At 72.6% G+C, this 15,836-nt stretch carries 14 protein-coding genes; 11 read left to right on the top strand and 3 right to left on the bottom strand.

Annotated elements, in window-relative coordinates; all coding sequences use genetic code 11:
• The first annotated feature begins 375 nt into the window (after positions 1 to 375).
• The 5 genes from ACIRS1_RS07195 to tpx all read left to right on the top strand — a co-directional run bounded on the left by ACIRS1_RS07195 (position 376) and on the right by tpx (position 5,361).
• Positions 376 to 714 (top strand): WXG100 family type VII secretion target, encoded by a 339-nt coding sequence (locus ACIRS1_RS07195; protein ID WP_402837551.1) that lies wholly within the window; start codon positions 376 to 378, stop codon positions 712 to 714.
• On the top strand, positions 714 to 2,447 hold the full coding sequence (locus tag ACIRS1_RS07200) for an alpha/beta hydrolase (protein WP_402837553.1): 1,734 nt from the start codon (positions 714 to 716) through the stop codon (positions 2,445 to 2,447). The genes ACIRS1_RS07195 and ACIRS1_RS07200 overlap by 1 nt, the downstream gene beginning before the upstream one ends.
• The gene (locus ACIRS1_RS07205; RefSeq protein ID WP_402837555.1) at positions 2,444 to 3,175 is read left to right on the top strand and encodes a hypothetical protein; all 732 of its coding nucleotides are present in this window, start codon (positions 2,444 to 2,446) and stop codon (positions 3,173 to 3,175) included. The genes ACIRS1_RS07200 and ACIRS1_RS07205 overlap by 4 nt, the downstream gene beginning before the upstream one ends.
• 10 nt (positions 3,176 to 3,185) lie before the next feature.
• Positions 3,186 to 3,698: a hypothetical protein gene (locus tag ACIRS1_RS07210; protein ID WP_402837557.1), complete on the top strand. Its 513-nt coding sequence runs from the start codon at positions 3,186 to 3,188 to the stop codon at positions 3,696 to 3,698.
• Between the two features lie 1,162 nt (positions 3,699 to 4,860).
• Positions 4,861 to 5,361 (top strand): thiol peroxidase, encoded by a 501-nt coding sequence (tpx, locus tag ACIRS1_RS07215; protein ID WP_360206715.1) that lies wholly within the window; start codon positions 4,861 to 4,863, stop codon positions 5,359 to 5,361.
• A gap of 456 nt (positions 5,362 to 5,817) precedes the next feature.
• Here tpx and ACIRS1_RS07220 read toward each other — a convergent pair whose 3' ends face one another.
• Positions 5,818 to 6,057 carry a hypothetical protein gene (locus ACIRS1_RS07220; RefSeq protein ID WP_402837559.1) on the bottom strand — a complete coding sequence of 80 codons (240 nt, stop codon included), beginning with the start codon at positions 6,055 to 6,057 and terminating at the stop codon, positions 5,818 to 5,820.
• 533 nt (positions 6,058 to 6,590) lie between these two features.
• Here ACIRS1_RS07220 and ACIRS1_RS07225 point away from each other — a divergent pair.
• The 3 genes from ACIRS1_RS07225 to ACIRS1_RS07235 are packed head-to-tail and all read left to right on the top strand — an operon-like array spanning position 6,591 to position 9,363.
• Positions 6,591 to 7,349 (top strand): DedA family protein, encoded by a 759-nt coding sequence (locus ACIRS1_RS07225; protein WP_402837561.1) that lies wholly within the window; start codon positions 6,591 to 6,593, stop codon positions 7,347 to 7,349.
• Positions 7,346 to 8,731, top strand: a complete 1,386-nt coding sequence (locus tag ACIRS1_RS07230; RefSeq protein WP_402837563.1) for a sensor histidine kinase — start codon at positions 7,346 to 7,348, stop codon at positions 8,729 to 8,731. The genes ACIRS1_RS07225 and ACIRS1_RS07230 overlap by 4 nt, the downstream gene beginning before the upstream one ends.
• Positions 8,719 to 9,363 (top strand): response regulator, encoded by a 645-nt coding sequence (locus ACIRS1_RS07235; RefSeq protein WP_402837565.1) that lies wholly within the window; start codon positions 8,719 to 8,721, stop codon positions 9,361 to 9,363. Before ACIRS1_RS07230 ends, ACIRS1_RS07235 begins: the two co-directional genes overlap by 13 nt.
• A gap of 248 nt (positions 9,364 to 9,611) precedes the next feature.
• Here ACIRS1_RS07235 and ACIRS1_RS07240 read toward each other — a convergent pair whose 3' ends face one another.
• Positions 9,612 to 9,857: a hypothetical protein gene (locus ACIRS1_RS07240; RefSeq protein WP_402837568.1), complete on the bottom strand. Its 246-nt coding sequence runs from the start codon at positions 9,855 to 9,857 to the stop codon at positions 9,612 to 9,614.
• Positions 9,858 to 10,454: 597 nt separating this feature from the next.
• On the opposite strand from ACIRS1_RS07240, the gene ACIRS1_RS07245 reads away from it, so the two are divergent.
• Positions 10,455 to 10,721 carry a hypothetical protein gene (locus ACIRS1_RS07245; RefSeq protein ID WP_402837569.1) on the top strand — a complete coding sequence of 89 codons (267 nt, stop codon included), beginning with the start codon at positions 10,455 to 10,457 and terminating at the stop codon, positions 10,719 to 10,721.
• 596 nt (positions 10,722 to 11,317) lie between these two features.
• Here ACIRS1_RS07245 and ACIRS1_RS07250 read toward each other — a convergent pair.
• Positions 11,318 to 11,533 carry a hypothetical protein gene (locus ACIRS1_RS07250; RefSeq protein WP_402837571.1) on the bottom strand — a complete coding sequence of 72 codons (216 nt, stop codon included), beginning with the start codon at positions 11,531 to 11,533 and terminating at the stop codon, positions 11,318 to 11,320.
• Between the two features lie 890 nt (positions 11,534 to 12,423).
• On the opposite strand from ACIRS1_RS07250, the gene ACIRS1_RS07255 reads away from it, so the two are divergent.
• Positions 12,424 to 13,212, top strand: coding sequence for a hypothetical protein (locus tag ACIRS1_RS07255; RefSeq protein ID WP_402837574.1), 789 nt, complete (start codon positions 12,424 to 12,426; stop codon positions 13,210 to 13,212).
• An 81-nt stretch (positions 13,213 to 13,293) separates the two neighbouring features.
• Positions 13,294 to 14,661 (top strand): hypothetical protein, encoded by a 1,368-nt coding sequence (locus tag ACIRS1_RS07260; RefSeq protein ID WP_402837576.1) that lies wholly within the window; start codon positions 13,294 to 13,296, stop codon positions 14,659 to 14,661.
• Positions 14,662 to 15,836 lie beyond the last annotated feature (1,175 nt).

The following is a 15,836-nucleotide window of genomic DNA, read 5'->3' on the forward strand; positions in this document are numbered from 1 at the left end:
GACACGGGCCGGGGGTGAGGGCTGCCCCACCGCCCCGGTCGGGCAGCCCGGGCCGGTGGGGGCGGTGGGTGTGGGGGCGGTGGGTGGGGTGGGTGGGGTTGACGGGGCCGGTGGGAGCGGTGGGTCCGATCTGCTAGTTTCGCCATGCTTCGACGCGAACCGTACAAGCGTGCGCGTTCCGTACCCCCACGCGGTCCCGCGCGCGTGCGCGCGTGCCCGTGGCGGGCCGCGCACGGCGGGCACGGGCACACGCGCGCGGGGGCGGCGGGTGCGGCGAGGCGCGCAGCACGGGCACGAGGACACGGGGGACGGGGATCCATGAACGCGTATGCAGGTTCCGACGGGCCGGGCGGGCCGTTCGCGCCGCCTCTGGGTGTGGCGGGGTCGCCGGGCGGGCCGCTGTTCGGGGTGAACCCGGCGGATCTGGACGCGGCGGCGAAGGTGGCCAAGGACACCGGTGAGGCGATGCCGACCGAGCTCAAGCACATCCACCAGCCCTCGGACACCGCGGCCGCGGCGCTGGCGGGCTGGCGCACGGGGGCGTCGCTGCACAACTGCACGGCGGCGTGGGAGGAGTGCCTGAACGCGCTGGCGTCGGAGGTGGACGGGGTGGCGGTGAAGCTGACCCAGACCGCGGGCAACTACCGGGGCACCGACACCTCCAACGCGGGCGGGCTGAAGCTGCCGGGCCTGTACGGGCCGGTGGGGAACTGATGGTCACCCTCGCGCAGCTGCGCGACGCCGACCTGTCCGGTCTGGACGGTGCGGCGGGCGCCTACGACACGTTGTCCGGTGCGTTCGCCAAGCACGTGCAGGCGATGACGACCGAGGTCGACAAGCACATCTTCAACAGCCAGTGGGTGGGCAGTGCGGCGGGTGCGGCGAACTCGGCGCTGCAGCGCACCGGCAACCGGCTGGACGCCGCGCACACCGAGATGTCGGCGGTCTCGGGGCTGCTGCGCGAGGCGTCGGAGAGTTTCCTGCTGGCGCAGTCGAAGCTGAAGGAGGCGCTGCAGGAGGCCACCACGGCGGGGCTGACGGTGGGTGAGGACGGGTCGGTGTCGTGGCCGCCGCCCTCGCCGGCCGAGCGGCACGACCCGGACTACGACACGCCGCGGCGGGCCAGGGCGCTGGCGGAGCGGATCTCGCACGCCGTCACCGAGGCCGACAACGCCGACCAGAAGATCGCCAAGCTGCTGGACGACCTGACCACCCGGGCCCGTACCGGCACCGGGCTCGACCTCAAGCAGGCCGCCGCCGACCAGAAGGCCGTCGACGAGCTGGGCACCGGTCTGATGGCGGCGGGCTGGCCGCCGGCCGGCGCCGCCCCCACCGACGTCAACTCCTGGTGGAAGGGCCTGACCCCCGACGAGCAGCAGCGCCTGATCCACGCCCACCCGGACCTGCTGGGCATGCGCGACGGCATCCCGGCCACCGCCCGCGACCAGGCCAACCAGCTCAACCTGGCACACCTGATCGACGTGTACGAGCACAAGGGCGCCCTGTCGGAGGCCGAGCAGCAGAAACTGGACGGCTTCCGGGCGATCCGCAAGAAGCTGAAGGACCAGGAGGGCCACGTCCCGCCGGCGTTCCTGCTGGGCGTCAGCGAGGAGGGCCAGGGCCGCGGCATCCTGTCCTACGGCAACCCCGACACCGCGCAGAACGTCAGCGCCTACGTACCGGGCCTGGGCACCACCCTGTCCGCGGTCGGCGGCAAGGACGCCGACCGGGCACTGAACGTGTGGAACGCCGCGCACATCGCCGACCCCAACGCCAGCACCGCCTCGATGATCTGGCTGGGCTACGACCCGCCGCCGGGCCTGGAGAAGCTGATGGACGGCAACCCGCACCCGCTGGAGGTGATGAGCACCGACCGCGCCGAGAAGGGCGGCGCCGCCTACGACACGTTCATGTCCGGGCTGCGCGCCACCCACGAGGGCGCGCCCGCCCACCTGGTCGCCCTCGCCCACAGCTACGGCTCCACCACCGTCGGCCTGGGCGCGCAGATGCCCGGCGGCACCGGCGCCGACGACATCATCCTCGTCGGCTCCCCCGGCACCGGCGCCGACAAGGCCTCCCAGCTGCACATCGACCCCTCCCACGTGTGGGTCGGCGACGCCGAGAACGACCCGGTCAGCCACCTGCCGGCCAAGGGCCGCGTCGCCACCGACGCGATCCTGGGCCCGGTGATCGGGCCGGCCGCCGACGGCGCCTACCAGCTGTTCGGCCCCGACAACAAGCTGTGGTTCGGCCAGGACCCCGCGAGCAAGGAGTTCGGCGCGAACCGCTTCACCGTCGCCGACGGGCCGTCGCTGTCGTTCGACTCCCACTCCAACTACATGACCGACCCCGGCGAGAAGGGCTCCACGACCTTGGAATCGGTCAACAACATCGGCCAGATCGTCGCCGGCAAGTACGGCAACGTCACCCACCAGGGCCAGCGGTGACCCGCCCCGGGCGCCCCGCGCCCACCCCCGCCGCCGCTGCCCCCGCTGTCCGCGGTGTCCGCGCTGTCTCCGGTGTCCGCGCTGTCTCCGGTGTCCCGGGTGGGGTCGTCGTCGCCCTGGCGCTGGCGCTCGCGTTCACCGCCACCGCCTGCTCCGCCACCGGAGCACCCACCCCCGGCAGGAACACCCCCGCCACCGGCACCGCCACCGGCACGGGGGCGCCCGGCCCGCTCATCACCCCCGCCCAGGCCCTGCAGCGCATGGACACCCTCCTGCAGGAGACCACCGCCGCCATCCAGCCCCCGCTGCGCACCTGGGACGCCTGGCCGAACTGGCGCGAGAAGTACTCCACCGGCCTGGACGAGCACTCCCTCGGCTACGCCACCACCAGCCGCGAACGCCACGTCATGACCAAGGTCGCCGCCGGCCGCTACGAGGCGCTGCTGGACGCGGTCCGTACCGCCTGGCGCGCCAAGGGCTACGTCGTCCAGGACGGCCCCGGCACCCCCACCCTGCACACCGTGTCCGCCACCGCCCCCGACGGCTCCACCGTGGGCATCGGCATCAACCCCGACACCACCGTCATCGACATCAGCGCGACCAGCGGCCCCATCGCGGTCCCCCAGGCAGGACAGCCGCCCTTCGGCACCCCCACCCCCGACCCGACCATGAGCAACGGCAACCCCGACGTCGTTCCCGACCACGACGACCCGTACTGGTCGCACTGAAAGCCCCGCCATGAACCCCGAACACGCCCCCCGGGCCCTCCTGACCCCCCAGCAGGCCCTGCACACCCTCGACGCGCTCCTCGACGAGGCGATGTCCGCGATCCGCCCCGCCCTCGCCTACCGGGCCGGCCGACCCCGCTCGACCGAACAGAGCGCCCCCGGCATCGACGAGTACTCCCTCGGCTACGCCACGCTCACCCGCGAACGCCACATCATGACCCGCGTCGCCCCCACCCGCTACGGAGCACTGCTGGGCGTCACCGAACGCGGCTGGACGGCCCACGGCCACCGCATCACCGCCGTCAACCCCCACCAGCCCGCCATGTTCGCCACCACCGCACACGGCCACGGCCTCGCCCTGCTGTTCGGCGCCGCCGGCAACATCGCCTTCCAGGCCACCGTCGGCCCCATCCCCGTCATCCGCGACCACGACCCCTTCGGCCCCCACGCCCCCGAACCCACCCTGCCCAACGGCAACCCCGACATCCTCCCCCGCCACGACCACCCGTTCTGGTCCGCCTGACCCCACCGACACCACGCAGCCCACACCACACCACCGACGGAACACGCCAACCCACCGAAGGGGACGGATCGTTGGAGTGGGTGGCGGGGGTGACGGTGACAGACCGGGGCAGCAGCGGCCGGCCCGGGACGGCCGGCCGGCCGGGGACGGGACGACCGGCCGGGGACGGCAGCTGAGCGGGGAGCAGCGGCGCAGCGCGGTGGCGGCCGCCTGCGTCTGCCCCGACCGGCCGCGACCGGACGGGCCCCGGCCCTGCGCACGGGACCCGCTCCGGACCCGCCCCCGGGTTGTGCGCGGTCCAGGCGCGGACGACGGCGGCCCGCTGCCCCGTCCGGCCCCACGGCGGCCCTGGCGCGGCCCGGGGCGAACACGTCGACCGCCGCCACCGCCTGCGCGCACCCCGGGCGCGGGCGGGCGGGGAAGGCGACCCGCGCCCGCCGCCGTCCGAAGGCGACCGGCGCAGCCGCCCCGCCGCGCGGGCCCCCCGGGGCGCACGTGCCCTGGCAGCAGAGCGGCGGCCGCCGCGTTTGCGGCAGGCGCCGGACCCGGGGCGGACACGTCGAGGTGGCCTCTCCCGCCGGTCCCGGTGAACACGTCGCCGTCCGGGAACGCGACGAGCGCCCGCCCGGGCCCGCCGATCGTGACACCTCACCGGCCGCAGCAGGCCCTGCCGGTGCCCGGCCCGAAGACCATGCGCCTTCCACCACGGCCGGGCAACGCCGCCGCCACCGCCTCGTCCCGGCCCCGCCCGCCGATCGCGCGAGGAACCGGGCACGGCAGGCGGCCCACCCGGGCGGCGGGACCCCGCCCGGAGCGCGGGCGACGGGCCACTGGATCCTCAACCCGGCGACCGGACCGGCGACCCGGCCGTCAGCGACCGGACGCCCGCCCGCCCCCACGCGCGCGCCGGAGGGCTACCGCACGCAGATCAGGCACCTCGGGTGCGCGGCCGGGACGGGCCGAAGACACCAGAACCCGAGGCAGCCCCGGGCCCGCCGGCCCAAGCGGCCGGGGCCCGCCGGCCCGGAGGTCGGGGCCCGCCGGCCCGGGGGTCGGGGGCCCGGACAGGTGTCCAGGGAATGGTCACCCTGCGTCCGGGTCGCGGACGGGCAGTAGGATCGACGGCGTTGTCACCACATACATCGCTGGTAGGAGGCTATTCATGGCTCAGGTCACGCTGAAGGGCAACCCGGTCCAGGTGGGCGGCGCGCTGCCCCAGGCCGGCAGCCAGGCGCCGGCGTTCACGCTCGTCGGCGAGGGGCTGGCGGACAAGTCGCTGAAGGACTTCGCCGGCCGCCGCAAGGTCCTCAACATCTTCCCGAGCATCGACACCCCCACCTGCGCCACCTCGGTGCGCACGTTCAACGCCAAGGCCGGCTCGCTGGACAACACCGTGGTGCTGTGCATCTCCGCCGACCTGCCGTTCGCGCAGGCCCGCTTCTGCGGCGCCGAGGGCCTGGACAACGTCCAGGTGCTGTCCACCCTGCGCGGCCGCGACTTCCACGAGTCCTACGGCGTGGCGCTGGCCGACGGCCCGCTGGCCGGCCTCACCGCCCGCGCCGTCGTCGTCCTCGACGAGAACGACACCGTCCTGCACACCGAGCTGGTCGCCGAGATCGCCGACGAGCCGAACTACGAGGCCGCCCTCGCCTCCCTCAACTGACCCACCCGTACCGGTGACCGGCCCCACCCGACGCCGGCCACCCGTACGACCCGTGGCCCCGCCCCTGGCCCCGCGCCCACCGCAACACCCCGGCAGCGCGGCACAGGAGCGGGGCCGCACCCGTACACACCCCCAGGGGCCCGGGCCCGGGCCCGGTCCTCGAGCCCCTGACCCCGGGATGCCGGGCGCCGGATGCCGGATGCCGGATGCCGGGTGCCGGGTGCCGGGCAGTGTGAAAGGGCGGGCCGGAGACGACGGTTGAGCACGCCCGGCCGACTCCCGGCCCCCCGGCACTCCCCCACAAGCAGCACGGGCACGAACGCGGACGTGAACACGGACGCGGACGTGAACACGGACGCGGGCGCCGGCGCGGGCCGTTCGCGAGGCCCCGGCGAAACACCCCGGTGGCGCAGCACGTCACGGCCGCGGCGCCCCGAGGACCGGCCGGGTCGTGGCTCAGCCGGCGGCGGGGACGAAACGCATCGAGCAGCGGCGGTGTGTCCCGTCGTCGCCGAAGACCTGTTCCGCCATCCGCCAGCCGGCCGCCTCGATGCGCCGTACGTACAGGGCGAGGTTGCGCTCGGGATGGGCCTGGTGCAGACGGATGCTGCGCAGGTGCTCGGCGTCACCGCGCTCCCGGCACCACGCGGCGTGGCTGTCCACCGGGGCCAGGCCGGCGGGTGGGTGGCGGTCCATGCCGGCGATCGTAGGCGCCACCGGGCCCACCGGGCACCCGACTTCGCCTCTCGGCATCGCTGCCTGCCCCTCGCCGCTACCCGCCTCGGCCCGCACCTCGGCCACCCGGGACAGCCCGGGACAGCCCGGGACCACCAGCCCCTCGTCTCGTGCCGCCCCGGTTCCCGGGGCGTGGAACACCGCCGGACACTCCCCCACCGGGAACCGGGCACCGGGAACCGGGCACCGGGAACCGGACGCGGACGCGGGACGGGCACCCGGGCACGCCGCGGGCGGGGCGGGCGGAGGCCCGACGGCTTCCGCCGCCCGGCTGCCTTCCTCGCCTGCTTGCGCCGCGCCCCCGGCTCACGACCCCCACCGCGCACCGCCCGTCCGCCCACCGCCCGAGGTGTCCGGACGTCCGGACGTCCGTGGCCGGCGCCCGCGCGGGGCGGCACCAGGGTGTCGCGGGCTGCGGGGGTGCGGGAAACCGCAGGGGGACCGGGCGGTCGACCGCATGGTGACCGGCCGGGCCGGTCCCTAGCGTGAACGGCATGATCACAGCAACGGTCCTCCTCCCGTTCCTCGACCCGCACACCGCCTCACCCGGGCCCGCCGACGCCCTGTGGGCCGGGCCAGCCCACGCCGTCCTCGCCGGCACCGGCCTTGCCGCAACGGCCCCGGCGCAGCCCGCCGGTGGGGTGGCCGGGTGGGTGCTGTCCGTCGTGGACTCCCTCGGTGCCGCGGGGACCGGGGTGGCCAACCTGGTGGACACGGTCCTGCCGTTCGTGCCCAGTGAGATCGTCCTGCCCGTCGCCGGATTCGCCGCCGGGCAGGGCCGGTTGAGTCTCGTGGCGGTCATCGTGTGGACCACGCTCGGTTCCGTCGTCGGTTCCTGGATCGTGTACGCGGCCGGGGCCGTGCTGGGCCGTGAGCGCACCCGTGCGCTGGCCGCCCGGATCCCGCTGCTCCACGCGCACGAGATCGACCGTGCGGAGGCGTGGTTCGAGCGGCGGGGGCGGATCACCGTGCTGCTGGCGCGCATGGTGCCGGTGCTGCGCAGTGTCATCTCCGTTCCCGCGGGGATCCAGCGCATGCCGTTGGCGGTGTTCACCGCTTTGACCGCGGCGGGCAGCCTGGTGTGGAACACGGTGTTCGTGGTGTTGGGATACTGGCTGGGCGACAACTGGCGCCTGGTGGAGGAGTACGGGGGATGGGTGTCCAAGGCCGTGGTGGCGGTGGCGGTGGTGGCCGTCGCCCGCTGGTTCCTGGTACGGGCGCGCCGGCGCCGCGGCGCCCGGCACCGCGCGTGAGAACCGCACACACCTCGGGTACCGCGCGCACGGCGGGTGCCGGGCAGGCGGCGGGCACGGAGCAGGCGACGGGCACGGAGCGGGTGGTGGGTGCGGTGCCGACGGTGGGTGCAACGGGGGCCACGACAGCCGCGCGGGCGGTGGGTGCGGTGCGGACGGCGGCCGGGATCGCGCTGGGCGCGGTGACGGCGTGTGCCGCACCGGCCGTCCTGGCCACGGCCGCGCTGACGCGTCGCGGCACGGCGGTGGTACGCCTGGCCGAGCTGGACCAGCGGCGCGTCACCGCCCTCCTCGACACCACCCCCGCCCACCCCGCCCACCCCGCCCACCCCGACCAGGCCGACCACCCCGACCAGGCCGACCAGGCCGGCAGAAGCGGGGGTCACGGCAACACCGGCAGGTACGCCCGAGCCGGCGCCGGTGCCGGAGCAGGTGCCGAAGGCGCCGGCGCCACCGGGGCCGGCGGCGGTGTGGAGGTGTGGCAGGCCCGGGCCTACCTGTGGGCGCGTCTGCCGGTCGGGCTGCTCGGCGGCGGGGCCCTGGTCCTGCTCGGCGCGGGTGCGTGGACGGTGGCGGGCGCGCTGGGCGCCTGGCTGAGCGGACACGCCGCCGACGGCATGCGGCCGACCTGGCCCGTCGCCGGCTACCTCCTGGCCGCCGCTCTGCTGCTGCTCTTCCTCGACCTGGCCGGTCTGGCCGCCGTCGCCGAACTCGAACGACGTCTGGTGCGGCGTCACCTGGGCCCCGACGAACTGGCCCTGATGCGCCGACGCATCGACGAACTGGCCGCCACCCGTTCCGGAATCGTCGAAGCCGTCGACGCCGAACGCCGCCGCATCGAACGCGACCTGCACGACGGCCTCCAACAACGCCTGATCGTCATCGCGATGCTCCTGGGCCGGGCCCGGCGCAAGGACTCCGAGGAGCTGTACCGCCAGGCCCGGCACGAGAACGAACAGGCCCTGGAGGAACTGCGCCAGGTCGCCTGGCGCATCTACCCCGCGTCCCTGGACCAGCTCGGCCTGCGCGAGGCCCTGGCCGTGGACGCCGAACGCTGCCCCGTGCCCGTCCACCTCCACGGCGACCTGACCCACCGCCCCGCCCCCGCCATCGAGACCGCCGCCTACTTCGCCGTCCGCGAAGCCCTCACCAACGCCGCCAAACACGCCCGGGCCGCCACCCGCATCGACGTCACCATCCACCAGGACGCCCACACCGTACGGGTATCGGTACGCGACGACGGAACCGGCGGCGCCGACCCCACCGGCACCGGACTGGCCGGCCTGGCCCGGCGCCTGGGCGCCCTCGACGGACACCTCACCATCGACAGCCCACCCGGCGGCCCCACCCACCTCACCGCGGAGCTGCCATGCGCCTCATGATCGCCGAAGACTCCGCCCTGCTGCGCGCCGGCCTCGAACGCCTCCTCGCCGACGAAGGACACCACGTCACCGCCGCCGTCGCGGACGCCGACGCCCTGCTGGCCGCCGTCACCGCCGACCCACCCGACGTCACCGTCGTGGACGTGCGCATGCCCCCCACCCACACCGACGAAGGACTGCGCGCCGCCCTGCACATCCGCCGCACCCACCCCCAGGTCGGCGTCCTGGTCCTGTCCCAGCACGTCGAACAGCGCTACGCCGCCGACCTGCTGGCCGCCGACACCCGCGGCGTCGGCTACCTCCTCAAAGACCGCGTCGCCCGGGTCGAGGAGTTCCTGACCGCCCTGCAACGCATCCACGACGGCGACACCGTCCTCGACCCCGAAGTCGTCCGACGCCTGCTCGCCCGCACCCGCCACACCGACGACCTGCGCCACCTCACCCCCCGCGAACACGTCGTCCTGACCCTCATGGCCCAGGGCCACACCAACACCGCCATCGCGCACCACCTGTTCGTGTCCAAAAGCGCCGTGGAGAAACACACCAACGCCGTGTTCGACAAACTCCGCCTGCCCCGCGACGACAGCACCAACCGCCGCGTCCTGGCCGTCCTACGCTTCCTCGGCACCTGACACCCACCCCGGGCCCGAGGCCCCACCCCCGGGGCCCCACCCCCGGGGCCGGTACCCCCGGCCCCGGCCACGGGCCCACTGCGCCCCCGCCCCGACACGACCCCCAACGGTGCCGCCTCGCGCCGCCCCTGACCCCACCCGCGCGCCGGAGCACGCAGGCGAAGTGGCAGACCGAGCTGGCGAAGAAGCAGGCGAAACAGCGACAGGACCACACCACGGACGGCCACGGACGGACAGGAGGCGGGAGGTCAGCCCGCCTGGGGCCGAGCAGCCCGCTTGAGCTCCGCCTTCGCCCGCGCGTCCACCGCCTTCGGGGAATCGCCGTACCACCACCACGCATACCCCGTGACCGCGAGGTTCAGGGCCGCGAAGACGTAGAAGCCCGGACCGAAACCGTGCCACCCGTTCCTGAACACGCTGTAGAGCGTGCAGAGTGCGAGGACGACCGCTCCCTGGAGCAGGACGGACAACGTCTTCTTGGTACGCAGGTTCATGCCGCGCACTGCAGGGCCTGACCACGACGCCGACCAAGCCCGGCGACACAACGGGCAATACCATCGCTGACCTGCAGAAACACCGTCAGACGATCACTAGCACACCCCGGCCTCCGCTGCCTTCCTCCCCCGCTCCTTTCCTCCGCCGCCCTCCCTTCCCCGTCCGGCGGCCAGCCCGGCAGCCCCGGCACGCGCCACCACCGCACCCGCTCCACCGTCCGAACACCAGCCACGATCACACAGCGATGGAGCGGGCCCGGCAACCCGGCCTCCGCGCACCTGCTCTGGACCCGCCACGACGATGCCGGCCAGCCGCGGCCCGGTCCGGCACCGGGAGCCGCGGTGGCATGCCGTCGTGTGGGCCGCGCCGGCACGAGAGCGGGGCTATCGGGTCCCACGGCCCATCGGGGACAAGGTTCGCGATCACGACGCTGAAGCCCGCCAGAGAAGCCGGTCGAGCAGCTCGGGCCGGCTGGACATACTCCCCGGACGGCCGACACCGAGAGCGAAACCGCGGAGCAGGGGTGGGACGGACCCTTCCACCGGGTCCGAACGGGGCGGCTCGAGGCGTCGTTCGTACACGATGCGAGCGAGCCTATGGGCGCCGTCTGCAACGTCGACGTCGAGGTCCGGCCGACGGCGGACGGCTCACGCTGGAGCGCGACCGTGTTCACGCCCGCCGAGGTCGAACGCATCATGCACGGGTGGTCCCGCACCGGTGAGGCCCTGGGCGGGCGCTACTTCTGGTGCTCCGACGGCCTCATCGTCCGGGATCCCGGCGTCGACAACATGACGCAGGTGCCGGCCGACCTGCTCGACGACGGTGACTTCACACAGGTTCTCCAGCGACTCGACGACGAATGACCGTCCGGCTCTCACGCCGAAACGGTCAGCAAGGCGTGTCTGACGAATGATCATCCGCCTGGTTCGCGGCACCGGATGATCAGGCAGGACAGGATGACTCCGGGTCGGTAGCGGTCGGCGGGCTCGGCGAATCGGGTCGCGTTCGCGCGGAACCGCTGGAGGCGGGCAGAGCGTCGTTCGGCCACGTCCACGCCCTCGGCGGGTGGCCGCCCGGTCGCGGCGCTCGGGGATCGCGGCGGCGATGACCCGGGCCTGCGGGAGGGCGCCGGCCGTCATCGGGCCGGGCGTCACCGCCACCGCCACCGCCGTCGCCGTCGCCGTCGCCGTCCCGATCCTGAGGGGCGTTGACGGCGCCGACGCCAGCGGCCGGATCACGGGGTCCCCTTCCGGTGGGCCGCGCGGATGCCCGAGGGGATCCGTGCGCGGTCGTTCACGACCATGCCGCGCACGTGGGCCCATCGGCGTACCGCCTCGTCCTGCGGGCGGGGTTGGTCGCGTTCGAGGGGCCGGGCGGGTACGACGGGCCCACCCCGGTCCCCGGCGGTGACCGCTTCCAGCAGATCCGCCGCCTGGTGGAAGAAGGCGGACAGTGAGGCTCACACCCCTTCCTGCGGCACGTGCGCCTCGGCCCACGCTGCGACCCTCTTGTCGGCCGTGTCCAGGAACGTCCCGTGGAGGCCGTCGCGCTCGGCGGCGATCGGCGGCCACTCCCGGCGCCACAGCGGGCGGTCGGGGTCCTCGGGCGGGTCCATCCGTTCCAAGGCCGGCCGGTGGAGGTAGACGCGCTGGACGTCCTCCAGACCGAGCAGCACGTGCCCACCTGGTACGGGCACGTCACGCCCGGCCACACCAGGGCAGTCCCGTCGATCGGTACGCACGCCGGCATCCACGTCGGTCGCCACAAGCCAGCCGCACCAGCGCCGCCAGCAGGCCTCCCGGCTCCCCGCAGGGCCGAGGGCGACAAAGACCCCGGGATCGTCGCGCTCGAGCCACCCGGCCACCCGCACCCACGCGGCCGAACGTCTCCTGCCCGCCCCACAGCCATGCCCTCGTGTGCGACGACCGGTGAACGCCCATGACGCCACCGTGGGCACGGCCACCGACGAGGACACCCGGCCCGCAGATCCGCAGCCCGTCCACAACCGATCCCGCGGCAGGGGCGAGGCGAGTCGAGCGATCCGGCACGGAAGCGGACAGGGCCCCTGCTGCCACCGGTGGACGCCCACGGCCGCCCGCGCCGCGACCACCCGCAGGCGGTCGACAGTGCGCTGCGGCGGCACCCCGACACCGCGCCGCCACGACCACCTCCGCCTCGACGAAGGGACACAGAGAGAGACACCCCCGAAAAGCAGAGACCGGACCACAGCCCGGCCCTCACAAGCCGCGGCAGACGCCGCTGACACCGCGGCGGCAAACTCGGACGGCGAACCCGGGACGAGGCCCCGGCCCTCCTCCACCGCCCGCGGCCACCGCGCACCACGGCGAGCACGCCCACCCGCGCCGACCGCCCCGACACACCGATGCGGGTCAGGCACCCTTTCGGGCAGCAGCGACGGGCCGGATTACGGAACCGGCGGCCGAAGACGCCTGACACACCCCCGCCTACCGTGAGCTCACGGACACCTCGCGACCACACTGCAGCCGCGCTCCCCATCCCCTGCAGCACCCATCCGACGAAGCCCCCGACCAGCACGGAGCAACCATGCACGACCCCGCCGTCACCCACACCTTCCTGGACCTCCTCGCCCAGGAACACCTGAACCCGGACAGCGACCTCACCCTCGACACCACCGAGGCCTGGGCCGCGCTCACGGCCATGGCACTGACCTGCCCGGACCCCGACGTCACCCACATCATCACGCCCGCACAACAGGACGCCCCCACCGCCGACGACCTGGAAAGCCTCTGGCACCTCCTCGACGACGCCACCAAAGCCGTCGAAGGCAAACAGTGGCCCCCGCAACCCCTCGACAACCAGGACACCGAGGCAACGGACCCCACCGCGGACACGACCCCGCACGACCTCCCCGAACTCCTCCTCACCTGGCTACACAACGCCACCCCACCGATCGCCACGCTCCTGGAACAGACGACCGACGACGACCCCACCGACAACAGCCTCCAGGACGACACCCTCCACGACGCCCCCGGCGCCGACCCGACCGACAGCCCGGACACCACCCCCGCCGACGACCAGCCAAGCGACCCGGCACTGGCCACAGACCGCTACAACGACGTCATCGCCGAACTGACCCTCAAAGACCCCGACTACAGCGGGGACTTCCACGCCGACACCCGCACCGACATCTGGAACACGATCCTGGGCACCACCGACCAGGACTGGGACACCCTGCGCCAGCAGATCATCACCACCGAGGAAACAGAGCAGGCCGAACACGACGAGGAATTCGCCAAGACGATCGCCGCACTCGAAGCCATCGCCGAGAAGATCAACACCACCGACTGGAACACCACGCCCGCACACACCTGACCCACACACCCACCCGCCACCAGCCACCCGCAGCAACCCGCCGCCAGCCACCAGCCACCAGCCAAAAGGACAGGAAACCCCATGGGCCACGGAGATTCCAAACTAGCCCTAAGCAACTTCCGGAAACGCATTGAAAACCTACACACGAGCCTCGGCACGGCCATCCTGATCCCCGACCAGCGCGACGGATATCTACAGAGAATCGGCAACCTGTACAGCGAGATCGAGAGCGCGGAGAAACTCAGACCGAAAGCCAGGAACGAACTCCTGGCGAAGCTGGGAAAAATCAAATCCGACTTTCTCGAAAAATGCCGGCGCTGCGAGCCGAAATCCCGCACGGCAGAGTCCGACGAAGAGATGGAAGCCGCCATCCACTTCATCGCGAAGAGCTCCCTCACCAGTGAAGCCGCCGAGGCGAAGGATGCGGCCATTCGCGCAGAGGAGAAGCGACAAGAGGAGATCTCCTACCACCTCGAGCGACTCAAGAAGGCAAATACTGCTCTCACGAAAGCGATCAACAGCACCCAGAGGACAGTCGCACAAGACGACATAGCAATCGCGAAACGAAACCTCTGGAAGCTCAAGGCGTCGGGATATGAGGATCTTCCCTTCGAGACCAGCGAGGAGGACTCCACGGAGCCAGAGCCAGAGCAGGCCGAAGCCCTGGACTTCAACGGCCTTATGGAAACATGGGGCGACAATGTCAAGAGGTCCTACCTCGCCGCCTTCCATCCCTACGAAGCAACGCTGAGATTTAATCAACACCATTCAGAGGTCATGAAAGCCTGGCACAGCAGCCCCTCCTGCAGCGACGACAGGCAGAACCTGCTGGAGCGCATCCGACACGAATCCATCAACTTCAAGGCGCCCAAGACTCACACCAAGATCGAGATGAGCGAGAACGAGAAGGAGACGGCGAAGCGTGTCCTCGCCAAATTCTCGCAGGAGTTGGCAAATCTCGGCATGCCGCTCAGCGTCGACCAGGCAATGAGTATCGCGCACCACCTGGGAGCCGGCGCTATCGGGACGGTAGACGACGGCGGAGTATCGGATACGCACCTCCAGCCGTTCGGCGGAACCTGTCCGAACATCTACACCATAGATGAGCTGATTAAGGATCTGAAGGATTGCGGATTCCCGACCGGTCCCGCATATGATGCAATCATTAAGCTTGCAGGGGCGGGGGGCGGAGCAGGTGGCGGGTACGGATCACGGATGCGGGTACGGAGTCCCATTGCCATTGTTGCGGCGGCAAGGGCCGGTCTCAATGTCACCACACCCGACTGCCTAGATTTTCTGCACAGTGCCATCCTTCTCGGCATGAGCGGCATTGACTCCAACACCGGTGGCACCAGCATTGTTCAGGACGCACGGGAGTATGACAATAACAGTGGCGGAATCGGCAAGAAAGGGGACCCTCGGGAATATGGCGGCAAAAAGTATGACTAAACAGCGATAGGAAGATGCGAGGGCTCTTCCATCCTGTTCTGGGAGGGTGAAATGGCTGGTCAGCGCAGGCAGGGGTAACGGGCGAGCCTCCTGGTCGTCGCGCCGGTGTCCTCTTACGCACCACGCTGCGACCGAGGAGCCCGGCCTGGTCCCCACCCTGGCGGGCTCGACATCCACCCGAACCGATCGAGCACGCCACGTGGCCGATCTGCGCTTCGACAGCGTCAACGGAGCTCGCGCCGGCCGCAGGCTCGGCCGCTTCACACACGCCTTGCCGGTCCTGGCCCATCCACGCGAACGATGCCCCCCAAGCCGCTGCCGGGCTTGGGGGGTCGGAGGCGACGGGCCCGCGGCAGGAGGACGAGAGCGCAGAAGTCCGGGCCGCGTTGACGGCGACACCCCGACCTCCGCGGGGCTGTCCGCCGGCAACGACCCGTGCCTGCACCCGGCGCGCTGCGACTACGGCACCGCGACGGCCAACACCGTCGCCACACCAGTGGTGGCGGCACCGGTGCGCCCCGGCGGGCAGGCCCAGTTCATCGCGACGCCGCCGCCACCCGAGACGGGCACCTCACCGGCCGCGACCCGGGCATGAGCGCTCGACCGGCTGCACGAACCGCTCCCCCGCGCCGACCTCGCCGCTCACGCCACGACCAGCGTCCACACGCTGACTCACAGGTTCCACGACGAGACGGGCCCGAGCCCACTGCAGTGACCCCTCCACCAGCACGTGATCCGCGCCCCTCCTGGAGACAACGGACCCGCCGATGGACCGGATCGCCCAGATCAGCGGCCACGCCACCACCGACTCCCTGCGCCGGCACCTGCCGAGAAGAACGGGACTCACTCCCAGCGCATACCGCGCCGCGTTCACCCGCAATCAACAGGCCCAGGCACCAGATCCACACACCACGACCGCCTGAGCCCGCCCCACACCCCCGACACCGGCCCTGCACAGCACAGCACAGCACAGCACAGCACAGCACAGCACAGCACAGCACAGCACAGCAGGACGATGCACCCGGGGGTACGGTCCACCCGCCCCGAACAACCGGCCCGAACAACCGGCCGCACACTCCCGACACTCCGCCCGGCCCCCGGTACCCGAGCCGGCGTCAGGGCCGCTGCGCCCGCCCGGCGGCACCGGCAAACCCGCACGAACGGCAGACGACCCG

Origin of the sequence: Kitasatospora sp. NPDC101176 (assembly GCF_044768035.1) — a bacterium.
Taxonomy (GTDB): Bacteria; Actinomycetota; Actinomycetes; order Streptomycetales; family Streptomycetaceae; genus Kitasatospora.

Excerpts from the sequence above, each read along its gene's own strand:
- ACIRS1_RS07220 (WP_402837559.1), bottom strand. The coding sequence starts at position 6,057 with ATGGACCGCCACCCACCCGCCGGCCTGGCCCCGGTGGACAGCCACGCC.
- ACIRS1_RS07200 (WP_402837553.1), top strand. The coding sequence starts at position 714 with ATGGTCACCCTCGCGCAGCTGCGCGACGCCGACCTGTCCGGTCTGGAC.
- ACIRS1_RS07260 (WP_402837576.1), top strand. The coding sequence starts at position 13,294 with ATGGGCCACGGAGATTCCAAACTAGCCCTAAGCAACTTCCGGAAACGC.
- ACIRS1_RS07240 (WP_402837568.1), bottom strand. The coding sequence starts at position 9,857 with ATGAACCTGCGTACCAAGAAGACGTTGTCCGTCCTGCTCCAGGGAGCG.
- ACIRS1_RS07255 (WP_402837574.1), top strand. The coding sequence starts at position 12,424 with ATGCACGACCCCGCCGTCACCCACACCTTCCTGGACCTCCTCGCCCAG.
- ACIRS1_RS07225 (WP_402837561.1), top strand. The coding sequence starts at position 6,591 with ATGATCACAGCAACGGTCCTCCTCCCGTTCCTCGACCCGCACACCGCC.
- ACIRS1_RS07235 (WP_402837565.1), top strand. The coding sequence starts at position 8,719 with ATGCGCCTCATGATCGCCGAAGACTCCGCCCTGCTGCGCGCCGGCCTC.
- ACIRS1_RS07210 (WP_402837557.1), top strand. The coding sequence starts at position 3,186 with ATGAACCCCGAACACGCCCCCCGGGCCCTCCTGACCCCCCAGCAGGCC.
- tpx (WP_360206715.1), top strand. The coding sequence starts at position 4,861 with ATGGCTCAGGTCACGCTGAAGGGCAACCCGGTCCAGGTGGGCGGCGCG.
- ACIRS1_RS07245 (WP_402837569.1), top strand. The coding sequence starts at position 10,455 with ATGGGCGCCGTCTGCAACGTCGACGTCGAGGTCCGGCCGACGGCGGAC.